General features: G+C 40.3%; 6 protein-coding genes and 1 pseudogene. 6 read left to right on the top strand and 1 reads right to left on the bottom strand.

The window, feature by feature from the left end:
- Positions 1 to 4 precede the first annotated feature (4 nt).
- The 6 genes and pseudogenes from DZC72_RS03190 (at position 5) to DZC72_RS03165 (ending at position 13,621) form a co-directional block, all read left to right on the top strand.
- On the top strand, positions 5 to 1,492 hold the full coding sequence (locus DZC72_RS03190; RefSeq protein ID WP_165869257.1) for a RagB/SusD family nutrient uptake outer membrane protein: 1,488 nt from the start codon (positions 5 to 7) through the stop codon (positions 1,490 to 1,492).
- Between the two features lie 291 nt (positions 1,493 to 1,783).
- Complete coding sequence (locus DZC72_RS03185) at positions 1,784 to 4,855, top strand: SusC/RagA family TonB-linked outer membrane protein (protein ID WP_125221441.1); 3,072 nt, start codon at positions 1,784 to 1,786, stop codon at positions 4,853 to 4,855.
- A 19-nt stretch (positions 4,856 to 4,874) separates the two neighbouring features.
- A complete protein-coding gene (locus DZC72_RS03180) occupies positions 4,875 to 6,374 on the top strand; it encodes a RagB/SusD family nutrient uptake outer membrane protein (protein ID WP_125221440.1) in 1,500 nt (499 codons plus the stop codon).
- Positions 6,375 to 6,508: 134 nt separating this feature from the next.
- Positions 6,509 to 9,301, top strand: coding sequence for an alpha-L-rhamnosidase (locus DZC72_RS03175; protein WP_125221439.1), 2,793 nt, complete (start codon positions 6,509 to 6,511; stop codon positions 9,299 to 9,301).
- Complete coding sequence (locus DZC72_RS03170; protein WP_125221438.1) at positions 9,234 to 12,062, top strand: alpha-L-rhamnosidase; 2,829 nt, start codon at positions 9,234 to 9,236, stop codon at positions 12,060 to 12,062. Before DZC72_RS03175 ends, DZC72_RS03170 begins: the two co-directional genes overlap by 68 nt.
- Before the next feature lie 38 nt (positions 12,063 to 12,100).
- Positions 12,101 to 13,621, top strand: a pseudogene (locus DZC72_RS03165) (sulfatase family protein).
- Here DZC72_RS03165 and DZC72_RS03160 read toward each other — a convergent pair.
- Positions 13,611 to 13,934, bottom strand: coding sequence for an EthD family reductase (locus tag DZC72_RS03160; protein ID WP_207891702.1), 324 nt, complete (start codon positions 13,932 to 13,934; stop codon positions 13,611 to 13,613). The pseudogene DZC72_RS03165 and the gene DZC72_RS03160 sit on opposite strands and share 11 nt — an antisense overlap.
- Positions 13,935 to 13,948 lie beyond the last annotated feature (14 nt).

Below are 13,948 nucleotides of genomic sequence, written 5' to 3'. Positions count from 1 at the left end.
ATTAGTGAGTACGATAGTGTTGTTGAATAGTTGTGAATCTTTACAGGAAGATCCTCCATCTTTATTGACACCTGAGAGCGTAAATTCTGAAGAAACCATTGAATCCGCAGTGAACGGTCTATATGATGTATGGCAATCTAATGGTGCGGGAATGTTTGTTCGCTACATGCTTGCCGATGGACCATTGCCTTATACTAAATCTAGGCTACAAGGTGATTCTGGAGCCGGATGGACGCAGTATGCATGGAACCCGGCTACAAGTGGCTTTTTGGAAAGTATATGGAACAGTAGCTATACTATGATTGGTGTAAGTAACTCTTTACTGGACCTTATCCCTGGAAAACTGGATAGCGATAAAGAAGAGGAACTATTGGCGGAAGCAAGATTCCATAGGGCAGATATGTACTTTTTATTGGTAAGAACTTATGGTGGGGTTCCTTTACACCTTGAGACTACAACAGATATCCCTTTAGATGGAACAAGTCTACCGAGGAGCTCAGAGGAAGAAGTGTATGCTGCTATTGTTGAGGACTTAATTTTTGCTGAGAGCCGTTTACCTGCAACAAGGCCTGCACAGGAAAATAGCAGACCAACTGCAGGAGCTGCCAAAGCTTTGTTAGGTAAAGTATATCTGCAAATGGCAGGTTTGAACGAGCAAGGCTTGTTATCTACAGGTGATGATGGTTACGCTTTAGCAGAGGCCAAGTTACTTGAAGTGGTCAACTCTGGTAACTACGCCTTACAACCTAATATACAAGATGTTTTTGATGTAAATAACGAATGGAATTCAGAGATTATACACGGCTATTCAGTAATTCGAGATAATATTGCTACTGCTACTTTAGTCCCATGGGGATATGGACCTCCTAACAGCCCGTTTAATGGTGGTTTAAATTCCTTTGTACAATTTGGCTACTTACAAACTTACTACGATTCATTTGATGAAAATGATGCGAGAAGGGATTGGTTGGCATTTGAATACATCGATAGAAACGGTGATTTGATTACGTATAATACTCCAAACGAGGGTATTGATTTAGGGTTTGTGAGTTCTTACACCGATGATGAAACGGGTATGTCCTTGATAAAATATATTGATCCTGATGGGGGAAATGGACCGCTTATTCATGAAAATGATTATGTCTTTATTCGCTATGCGGATGTTTTGCTCATGTTGGCAGAGGCCCAGGTCAAGTTGGGAAAAGATGGCCCTGCCCTACAAAATGTTAACGAAATACGAAGTCGTGCAGGGATAGCCAATCTTGGTAGTGTTACTTTAGACGATATCAAACAGGAAAGACGATGGGAACTTGCAATGGAATACCAAGGATATTATGACCTCCAGCGTTGGGGTGATGTCAAGGAGGCATTTGATGCAAGCCCAGCAGTAAACGCTGCGGGTACTGTTTGGCACGATGGCTTAATACGAATGCCGCTTCATGCCAATACATTAAGCGCAAATGTTAATTTAACCCAAAATCCAGGATATTAAATATTTTATTTGAGTTTGGTTAATTAAAGAGGGCGGTATACTATACCGTCCTTTTTATTTGATAAAATTGAAATTAATATACATTCCGAGAATTTAGTTAGGGAGCTAAAAATATTCTATACGTACTGGCAAAATTGTTTATATCAAAAAATAACTTTTGTCAAATTTATAAATCCGCAAAGAATTGTAAAAAAATCAATAAAAACAGCATGGTGCAGGATACCCTTAATTAAATAGTCTTTTAATATTGAAACAGAATTTACACAAAGTATTAATTAACAACTGAAATTTATGAGAACCATTTTTAAACAAAAATTAAAAAAATTGGTTATTCCCATTTTTATGCTGACCTGTTTTTTGACTTTCTCACAAAGTGGAAAAACAGTGACTGGAACAATCACCGGTGCTGACGGAGAACCATTGCCTGGGGCAAGTGTAGTTCAAAAAGGGACAACCAACGGAGTACAATCTGATTTTGACGGAAATTATCAAATTCAATTGGTTAGTGGGACTAATGTTTTGGTTTTTTCCTATGTTGGGTTTAGCGCCAAAGAGGAAGTGGTTGGCGCAAGAAACTCAATCGATGTTGTACTACAAGAAGATGCTCAAAACCTTGATGAAGTTGTGGTAATAGGTTATGGTAACCAAAAGAAATCGGATATAACCGGAGCAGTTGCTTCGGTTGGAAGTGAAGAATTGGAAAAAGCCGTTTTTAACAGTGTCGACCAATTACTTCAGGGAAGAAGTAGCGGAGTATTGGTTACATCTGCCTCAGGAGAACCAGGAGCACCAGCCAGTATTAGAATTAGGGGAAACAACTCAATATCCGGAGACAATTCCCCCTTATATGTAGTTGACGGTATTCCGATTAGTGGGTCGCCAAATTTCAATCCTCAGGAAATAGAAAACCTAGAAGTATTGAAAGATGCTTCCGCAACAGCCATTTATGGTTCCAGGGGAGCAAACGGAGTTATATTGATTACAACAAAGAGAGGTAAAATTGGGGAAACTTCTTTTGATTTCTACACCAATATTAGTTATTCTACCATTGACACACCTTACGAGGTTTTAAGCGGCCGTGATTATGCAGAGTACAGAAACGAGGCCAATGCTGCTCTTGGCAGTGACCTGCCTTTTCCCAATCCCGAGCAGTTTGAGAATCAAGGATTCGATTGGGTTGAAGAAATAGTAAGAACTGGAATACGCCAAGAATATGGGTTAAATATTTCAGGGGGCGGAGAAAATGCACGTTTTTTTATTTCAGGAAATATGTTGAACGATGAAGGTGTGATTATAAATTCACAATTCAAGAGGGGAAGTGTAAGGGCAAATCTAGATTTGGATGCTTGGGACGATAAGCTAAATTTGAAATTCAGTTTGAACGGTACCCAAACCCAGAACTTTAGGTCAGTTACTGATAGCAGAGCTTTTCCTTATGGGGCAGGACCTATTTTTAATGCGCTTTTTGCCGAACCGATAGTACCCACTTTAGATTTTTCTGGTTTTACTGGTGAAGGCATACAATTTGTTAACCCTTATTTAGAAGTGACCGAACAGGATGATAGGGATTTTTTGACAAACGTATTGGGTAATGTTGAGGCTACCCTGAAAATAACCGACAAATTATCCTATACATTTAATGGAGGCCTAAACTTTAGGCTAAGAACTAGAGATATTTTTACGCCATCAACTGTAGCAGGTGGTTTATTGTCAAATGCCGTAGGTTCCTCAGGTAATAGTAGGGCATACGATTATATTGTAAGCAACTATTTGACCTACACCGACCAATTTGGTGAAGACCATGAATTCTCTGCTACCTTAGGGGCGGAGTACAGTGAGTTCAACAATTATGGTACCTCCTTAAATGTAAATGATTTCGATATACAATTATTGGGGTATGATAACTTTGGAGTTGCCACTGGAATACCAGTTGTAGGCTCCAATCGTTCTCAAAGCATTCTGCAATCCGGTTTTGCAAGGTTCAATTATTCCTTTAAAAATAAATATCTGCTTACGGCAACGGTGCGTGCTGATGGTTCCTCACGTTTTGCAGAAAATGAAAAGTGGGGCTATTTCCCCTCGGCAGCTGTGGGATGGAGGATATCAGAAGAAAATTTTTTGAAGGATAATGAAACCCTTTCCAATTTAAAATTACGAGCTTCTTGGGGGGAAACAGGTAGTCAGGCCATAGCCCCCTATCAGTCGCTTTCCAGATATGGCACATCGGTGTACTCTATTGGAAACTCCGCCGGTTTGGCGTACATACCACAAAGTGTTGCCAACCCGAACCTAAAATGGGAAACCACGGAGCAAACCAATGTTGGACTTGATTTGGGTCTATTTAGAAACAGAATCAATTTCACCGCTGATTATTTCGTAAAAACGACCAAAGACCTGCTACAGAACATTCAAATTCCCTCACAGTCAGGTTTTGGAGGTGCATTGGTGAATTTTGGAAGTATAGAGAACAAGGGTATTGAACTAAATCTCGATGCATTGTTGGTCAACTCTAAAAATTTTCAATGGAACAGCTCTTTTAATTACACGTCATATAAGACCAAAGTATTGGAGTTGGGCGGCGCCCAGGAAATTTTTGGTCCTGGCATGGGTGTAAATGTCTATGGTAGCGGGCACATTTACAGACCGGGGGAGGAATTCGGCCGATTCTTTGGCTTGAATGCCATTGGCCTAATTCAGGAAAGTGACTTTGACGGAGATGGGAACCCTACCTTTGCTGTTTTTAGAAACGACACCCAACTGGGGCATTGGAAATTTGAAGATGTTGATGGTGATGGGGTTATTACCAATGAAGATAGAAAAGTTATAGGGAATCCAAATCCAGATTTCTTATTTGGATGGAACAACGACTTTACTTATAGAAACTTGACCTTGAACGTTTTTGTTCAAGGATCTATCGGCAATGATTTGTACAATCCGGTACGAACGACATTAAGTTCTGGTTTATTTGGCAACGAATCTTACAGAAATCAAACTGTTGAGTGGTACGAAAACCGGTGGACACCAGAAAACCCAACCAATGACATTAGGTTCCCATCAATAAATTCAATTATTCCTGCAGTGGCTAACTATATGGTTGAAGATGGAAGTTACATTAGGTTGAGGAACATATCATTGAGATACAATGTTCCCTTACCTGATAAAATAGGAATAACCAATCTTCAGGTCTTTGCGACGGGAACTAATCTGATCACCATAACAGACTATAGCGGATTTGATCCAGAGGTGAATTCTTTGGACGCAGATACCTTAAGAGCTAGTAATGGTGGTTTAGCACCTGGAGTGGATCTGGCTGCCTATCCGAGACCTAAAACATTCACTTTTGGTGTTAATCTATCATTTTAAAATTTAAAAAGATATAATCATGAAAAAAATTATAATATCCATAGCGACAACCTTATTCCTTTTTGGATGTGAACCGCTTGAAGAAGTTCCTTTTTCGTTTTTATCGGTAGAAAACCTTTACCAGAACGAAAAAGATGTAGATGCAGCACTTTTTGGTGTATATAGTACAATGAACGAAGGTATAGATGAACTTTGGTATTTTTTGGCTACCTCTGGTGCGGGTGAAAGTGTTGTAGTCCGTCTCAAGGGCGATGGAAACCAAGGTCAACTTTCCGCGTTGGCTTTTCAACCGACAACAGCACATGGTGTTTGGTGGAGCCATTTTTACAGGGGCATCAATAGGGCCAATACAGTGATTGCGGAGGTGTCAGGCGTAGGATTGGATCCAAGTGTTGAAGAGCAAAAAATAGCAGAAGCTAGATTTTTAAGGGCTTGGTACTATTTTAATCTGGTCAAATGGTTCGGAGGAGTACCACTACAACTTGAAGCGACCAAAGATTTTTCAGATGAAACTGTAAAAAAGTCTAGAAGCTCAATCGAAGAAGTATATAATGTCATCATAGAAGATTTAGAATATGCAGAAACCAGACTTCCTGAAAGTTGGGACAATCCTAATCTTGGCCGGGCTACTTCATGGGCAGCTAAGGCCTATTTAGGTAAAGTCTACCTTAATATGGCAGGCAAACCCCTAGAGCAAGATGCAATGTATGCAATGGCGGCCTCAAAGTTTCAAGAAATTGTAGATAATGGACCATATTCATTGCAGATGAATTTTGCAGATATTTTTTCAGTCGAAAATGAATTTAATTCTGAAATCATTTTCGCACGGCCAAATATTGCTCAAAATGGTGCCGGTAGCGTTTTGAACTTTTTTGCTGGTGTTCCTTTATCACCTTTTGCATTCAATGGCGGACAATATCAATTTGGTTTTACAGAAGCTTTTTATAATTCTTTTCTGGATAACGATTTGAGGAGAGACGTTACGCTATTGTATTCATACGTTAACACTAATGGTAACACGATTGTGTACAACGACCCAAATAATCCGGATAATGCTCGTTTTGGGGGTTATAATGATCCCAAAGGCATTGGATTTGGTAAATTATTGGATACAAGTGGTGCATATACCAATCCGTTTCAGCATGGTAATGATTTTATATTCATGCGCTATGGTGATGTTTTATTAATGCTTGCAGAAGCTCTAAACGAAAGTGGAAGTTCATCTGAGGCTTTGCCCTTTTTAAACCAAATAAGGGACCGAGCAGGTTTGGATGATGTTGTTACAACAAGTCAAGCAGAGTTAAGGGAAATCATTAAACAGGAAAGAAAATGGGAATTGGCAGGAGAGTTTACAGAGTATCCAGATTTACAGAGATGGGGCGATATTGAACAATCGCTTCAGAATAACGAGGATGCCCAGTTTTTTGGCACGGTCTATGACCCAAAATTGGAATTGTTGCCCATTCCACAATCACAATTGGACGCAAATGAGAATTTAGTGCAAAATCCAGGTTATTAATATTGTTTGTTTAGTTTAGTGATGGGCGAAGTGCTTTTGACTTCGCCCATTTTTTTAATAAAATTACACTAATTCATATTGTCGCGGTAATCTATTTAAAATTACGGTGGTCAATATACCTTAAATCAGTTGGTATGAAATTGACACAGAATACATTTATATGTTTAATCATTAAGATAGCGATACTTTGCTTCGGGTTCAACCGCATAACTGCGAACACTGCACCACAAAAAGATTTACTTAATCCAAAAGAACTTCGCGTAGAATATTTGGAAAATCCAATGGGTATTACAGTTTTAAGCCCTAGGTTCAGTTGGCTTCTTGAGGGAAATGGGAGAAATAGATCCCAATCGGCATATCAAATTCTTGTTTCATCTTCAAAGAAAAATTTGGAAGAAGACCAAGGCGATACTTGGGATAGTGGAAAAGTAAGTTCGCATGATACAAACCAAATAGTCTATGCGGGAGATAATCTTATTTCAAATACGGATTACTACTGGAAGGTGAAGATTTGGGACGAATCCAACCAAGAATCTGAATGGAGCGAACCTGGTCACTGGTCTATGGGCCTTCTGAATTTTTCTGATTGGCAAGGACAGTTCATCAGTCATGATGTGGGTTATGACACTACGGATAAATACGATAGCCTTTATCTTCCCCCGGCAAGATATCTCAGAAAGTCATTTCAGATAACAAAGAAAGTAAAAAGGGCGACGGTATATTCCACTGCACTTGGACTTTATGAGCTAAGGCTCAATGGCGAGAAAGTAGGCGATGATTACTTTGCACCCGGCTGGACGGATTATAACGAACGCCTATACTACCAAACCCATGATATAACAAATTCCATAAAGCAAGGGGATAATGCCATTGGTGCCGTAATCGCTGATGGATGGTATGCCGGTTATATAGGCTATGCCTTATTGGTACGGTTGGATAAGGTGCGGGAATTTTACGGGGTGAACCCCTCTTTTATGGGGCAATTGCATATTCAATACGAAGATGGTACTGAAGAAGTGTTGGCAACAGATTCAACATGGAAATCCAATGAAGGGCCCGTTCGCGAGGCGGATATTTTGATGGGGGAAAAGTACGATGCCAGATTGGAGCATTCCGGCTGGGATACTCCCGGTTATGATGACCAAGGTTGGAAAACCCCAAAGGTATACACCTATCCAGATGGAAAACTTGAGGCGCACCCAAGTAGTTTAATAAAGAATATTGAGCGATTAAGACCGGTTAAAATAACCGAACCAGAACCTGGAACTTATATTTTTGATTTAGGAAAGAATTTTGCCGGTATCGCAGAATTAAAAGTGGAAGGCCCAGCTGGGACCGAAGTTCGTTTGCGTTTTGGTGAAATTTTAAAACAAGACGGGAACATACAGACCGAGAACCTTCGGCTAGCCAGAGCTACCGATACCTATATTCTAAAAGGGGAAGGGGTCGAGGTTTGGCAGCCAAAGTTTACCTATCACGGTTTTCAATATGTGGAGGTTACCGGATATCCTGGAAAGCCCAGCTTGGACGCTATCACAGGTATAGTTTTGAGTTCTATTAAAACGGATGCCAGTACGTTCAAGACCTCCAATGAAATGAACAATACGCTATATGAGAACATAAAGACAACACAGGAGGCTAATTTTTTTGACATTCCTACAGATTGTCCCCAACGTGATGAACGCTTGGGTTGGACGGGCGACGCACAGACCTATATGCGTTCCGCGACCTACAATGCTGATGTTGCTAGTTTTATGACCAAATTCTTAGTTGACCTTGACGATGCACAGCGCTGGTATGGAGCCTATCCAAATTTTGCGCCTTTTCCCTACTCAAGGCCCAATCAGTACTCCCCTGCATGGATGGATGCAGGTATCATCATACCCTATAACATGTACAAGGTCTATAATGATAAGCGTATTTTGGAATTTATGTACAAGGGCATGGAAAAGTTCATGGAGTTTCAAGCCGATGCAAGTACGGACTTTATACGACCTGGTGGAGGAAATAACTGGGGCGATTGGCTTGCGGTGGATGAAGAGACAAGTAAAGGGTACATTGGTGCATCCTTCTATGGCTATGATGCCAAGTTGATGGCTGAGATTGCAGAAGTGTTGGGTCGTACGCAAGATGCCCAAAAATACCGCGTTCTGTTTGAGAATATTAAAAAGGCATTTTCTGAGAAATACATTTTGCCAGATGGCAGAACTACCGAAGATACGCAGACCACCTATGCCCTTGCCCTGTATTTTGACCTATTCCCGGAAAATTTGGCGGAGAAAGGAGCGGCAAGATTGGCAGAAAAAATCGAGAAAAATAGCTTCAAATTTTCGAGTGGGTTCCTAGGTACAAAACATGTGATGTTGGCCCTGTCCAAATATGGGTATCACGATTTGGCCTACAAGCTGTTCAAACAAACGGAGTATCCCAGTTGGGGGTATTCAGTGGAAAATGGTAGCACTTCCATTTGGGAACGCTGGAATAGCTACACCAAAAATGACGCAGAAAATTCCGATCTAAATGCGAAGATGAATTCTTTCAGCCATTACGCTTTTGGCTCCGTAGCTGAGTGGATGTTCCTGCATGCCGTGGGTATCGGTACGGAAGATGGCGGCTATCGAAACATTCGGATAAAACCCGTCATAAGCAAGGAAGTCGATTTTATAAATGGAAGCTACAAGAGCATCAATGGCACTATAGCCTCATCTTGGAAATGGCAAGGTAACAAGGTTCTCATGACCGTAGACATTCCAGTGAATACGAAAGCAAAAGTCCATATCCCTATTGAGAATATTTCTGATTTAAGAGAGGGAAATAAAAAATTAGCCAAAGTACCTTCAATTAAAGTTGTAGCAACAAATGAAAAAGAAGCTATTTTGGAAATTGGATCTGGAACGTATTCTTTTAGCTTTAAGTATGCACCCTAATCTGATATCTATGTTCGGTAGGCTTTTGTTGGTTGTATTTGTAATACAATTATGTGCTTCAAGTTGCGAAAAACAAACGGATGTATCGGTTTTGCACACTGTTGACCTTTGCAGTCTTTGTGATGTTCCATTTTCATTTAGTTGGGATATACAATCGCCTACAAAAAATGAACAAAAGGCATATCAAATTGTTGTGTATTCTGAACCGGAAAATATGTCAAAAGCGATTTTTGATTCTGGGAAGGTCGAGAGTGCGCAGCAGCTTCACATACCCTATTCCGGAGATTCTTTGAACGGGGGTCTAAAGTATTACTCCAAGGTCCGGATATGGGACAAAAACAATTTAGTTTCAGATTGGAGCAAGGAAATGGAGATAATAGCACCGCTCAACCACTCCAAGGATTGGAAGGCGAAATGGATTACCTATAATTATGCAAAAGATTCGGCTCTGCCTCTTTTTCGAAAGGAGTTTCAATTGGATATTGAAAAAGAAATAGATTTTGCAAGACTTTATGTGGCTGCCCCCGGTTTTTTTGAGGCTTATTTAAATGGAGAAAAAATTGGGGATCATGTATTGGACCCAGCACAGACAAACTATGAAGATTACACCTTTTATACGGGTCTGAATATTGCCAAGGAACGACTTGGAGAACTAAACGTTTTGGGGATTATGTTGGGCAATGGTTGGTACAATCAGAATGTAGTCTGGAACGACTCTATGATTTATGGGCAACCTGTGTTTTCAGCAGAGATTGAAGTTTATTTTAAAGATGGTTCAAAAAAAATTATCATTTCGGATAATTCGTGGAAATGGAAACCAGGACCTATTACTTTTTCAAATATCTACGCTGGAGAATTTTACGATGCCCGCAAAGAAGCTGGCGATTGGTTTGCATACACTGCCAATACATCATGGGAAAATGCCCTTATTGGTAAAGAGCATCCTACCAAGCTAATTGAACAATTTGCGGAACCCATAAAAGTTATGGATTCCATCTATCCAAAAGCAATAATCTCGCAGCCTGATGGTACCTATATTTTTGATTTTGGTCAAAATTTTACCGGATGGAACCGATTAAAAATCGACGGAGAGCAGGGACAGGAGATAACCATTCGGATGGCAGAAGAATTGAGTGAAGATGGACGAATGGATTTTAGATCTACTGGGGTAAGTGCAACCAAGGTAATTCAGACGGAAAAATACATATGTAAGGGTGGCGATTCCTTGGAAATTTGGGAACCCCGTTTTACATATCATGGTTTCAGATATGCTGAAGTTGGAGGATTGGATAAAACTCCAACAAAAGACTTGTTGACTGGAATGGTAATTTATTCAGCTATGGAGAATACGGGCAAACTCAATACCTCAGAATCAAATGTCAATAAATTACATGAATTAACGGTACACACACTAAGGGGCAATCTACAGGGTATCCCTACGGACTGTCCCCATCGCGAAAAATGTGGTTGGACAGGGGACGCACATGCCATGGCAAAAACCTTGATGTATAATTACAACGCCAAGAAGTTCTTGACCAAATATTTGTTTGATATGCGTTCTTCTGGCCGTGAAGAAAAAAAGGAACTTTACTTTGGAACCAACTTTCACGACAGGAGCATGGTTACTAAACCAAAAGGTATTACAACCATGATAGCCCCTGGAAGAAGGACCAGTGGAACAGCAAGCCCGGACTGGGGCACCGCCGTAGTTCAAATTCCATGGTATTTGTATGTGCACTATGGCGATGATAGTGTTTTAAAAGAGTTTTACAATGATATGAAAACTTGGGTGGATTTTGTTCATTCCAAAAAGGAGGACGGAGTCATTGTTCACGGACTTGGAGACTGGTGTCCGCCAGGAGGCAATGTCAATATTGATTGCCCAGTTCCAATAAGCTCCACGGCGTTTCACATTTTGGATGTTGATATTTTAAGTAAAACGGCCAAAACTCTGGGATTCTCTTCGGATGAAATAAAGTACACCCAAATGAAAAATGAACTTTCCGAAGCTTTTAATAATGCTTTTCTAGACAAAGGCACGCTTTCCTATGGTAGCCAGACGGCTAATTGTTTAGCGCTGGACATTGGTATAGTACCAAAATCATACCGAAAAGATGTCGCCGCTAGCATTGTTTTGGATAGTCATGAAAATTTTAATGACTTTATTAATACGGGTATTTTTGGGATTGCAAGAATTTTTAAGGTACTTTCTGAAAATGGTTTTGAGAAGGAGGCGTATGACCTACTGGTGAAAAAGGGGAACAATAGCTTTGAAGCCATGTGGAATCACTACAACGCAACGACCCTTTGGGAGGTGCTTCCAACGACCATTGGTGAAGCAGGCTCTGATATTTTTGAAACAATGGCTAAAAAAAGTCATAGTCACCCCATGCAAGGAGGTTTTGATGCTTGGTTTTTCTCAGGAATCGGAGGTATCAATCCAACAATTGAAGATCCAGGTTTCAAAAGCATTGTATTCAAACCGTATTTGACCCAATACATTGAAAATTCCGATATTTCTTATAAATCTGCGTCTGGAACCATAAAAAGTAGGTGGACTCATCAAAAAGATGCCTTCATATGGAACGTTACAATCCCAAATAATTGTAATGGGAGCATTTATGTGCCAAATTATGATAAAGCCGTTTCCATTACCAACAATGGAAAGCCAGTTGATCACATTAAAAATGAAAATGGTTTTTCATATATCGGAGATTTTGGTTCTGGCACGTATACCATTGTCGTAAAGAATAGGGTTTAAGGATAACTCATCTCGTTTGTTACAATAGAAACATAGACATGAAAAAAGGATTATTTTTGTCTGTTTTGGCAACTATTATTGCTCAAATCTCATGTAAAAACCAATCAAGTAAAATATCCCAACAAGAGAACAAACCCAATCTTTTGATTGTACTTTCCGATCAGCATAGCAATGATATGCTTGGGGCGTATGGGAACAATCAAGTGATTACGACAAATCTGGACAATTTTGCCACGGAAGGTATCCGTTTTGACATGGCGTTTTCCAACCAACCCGTTTGTACACCCTTTAGAGGGATGTTGCTCAGTGGCATGCACCCCTTGTAGAATGGTGCTTTTGTCAACGACAAACCTTTGCTGTCCAATAAGACTGAACTACTTGCCAAAGTTTTGAAAGCCAATGGATACCAGACTGCCTATGTTGGAAAATGGCACTTGCTGGGTGGAAATCGCGTTAGGCCCATACCCAATGATATGCGTTACGGTTTTGATACTGTCCTTACCAACAATTGTCATGTGGATTTTAGGCCGGGAAAAGCCTTTTTCTGGAACGAAAAGGGAAACAAGGAGTATTTTGACAAATGGGAGGTTTATGGACAAACGGATCAGGCAATGCAATTGTTGGATAACTTTGATAAGGAAAAGCCCTTTACTCTTGTCGTATCTTGGCATCCACCCCATGATTGGGGAAACTTCAAAGGATCTGATGGGAAATTGCATTATCAGTATGATACTCTAGAAGAACTTATGGAACTCTATCAAAGGGATTCGATTCAAGTACGGCCAGATTTGAAATCCTCACCAGATAGAAGGCGCATGTACCATGGTCATATGGCAATGATTTCAGGTGTTGATTGGGCGTTTGGCCAACTTATGGACAAGCTTGATAAAATTGGGGAGACAGAGAATACACTGGCCATATTTTCCGCAGACCCTGGTAATATGTTGGAATCTATGGAGAGCACGCCTTCCCAAAAACAATACCCTCATGATTATTCTGCCCGCATACCATTGATGATGAGATATCCCCATAAACTTAAAAAAGGGGCTACGACCAGTTTGCTGATAGGTACATTGGATTTTATGCTTACCATTCTAGGTTTATTGGATATTGAGACCCAACAGGACTATGACGGTATAAACCTTGCAACCGCTATTCTAAATGGGGACGAGCATACTCAAAAGATCATACCCACGTGGGTATATAGTATTGAGGTTAACACAAATGAGGATTGGCGAGGCGTGGTCACCAAAGATTTCTCTTTTGCATATGGTGGTACGGATGAGCCTGATGTGTCTTCGTTGTCCAACGTGCTTTTTGATAGAAAGAATGATCCGTACCAAAGCAACAATCCTTTCTGGGATACAAATTACGTTCAGGTCAAGGACAGCTTAAAATTGCTGACCCAGAAATGGATGAAGGAGTATGAATACACCTTTTACACAGCAAGCGATTTCAAAAGGGTAGAACCCAAGGAAGGTTGGGCTCAAAACCGGGTTAAAAGCCCGTTTGAATTGTTTCGGGAAAATCGCAAAGAAGGTGACTTTCTTAGATCATAACTTCACTTATTTGAAAATAAGGTTGTACGTTGGTGTAATTCTGTATATCGCCCATAATTTCGTCTAAATAAGGTTCAAATGCCTTGTGCATCTCATCCACGGAGTCAAAATATAGGTGTCCCATGGCCATAAAAGGACTCTCTGAGTCTCTTTCAAAAGCACTTACCCCTTTTTCCACGGCAGAGTGTTTCATAGCTTCCCCCAATAACCTGGCCACCATGGGCGTATGGGTATTGCAATAGTATTCCATATTAAAATAGCTACCTTCTTTTTTTGGGTATAGGGCGCTCAGTTTGATCATTCCTTTTTTCATAAATCAAGTTTTAA

Source organism: Maribacter algicola (assembly GCF_003933245.1).
Taxonomy (GTDB): domain Bacteria; phylum Bacteroidota; class Bacteroidia; order Flavobacteriales; family Flavobacteriaceae; genus Maribacter; species Maribacter algicola.
This window is presented reverse-complemented; position numbering and strand designations above follow the sequence as displayed.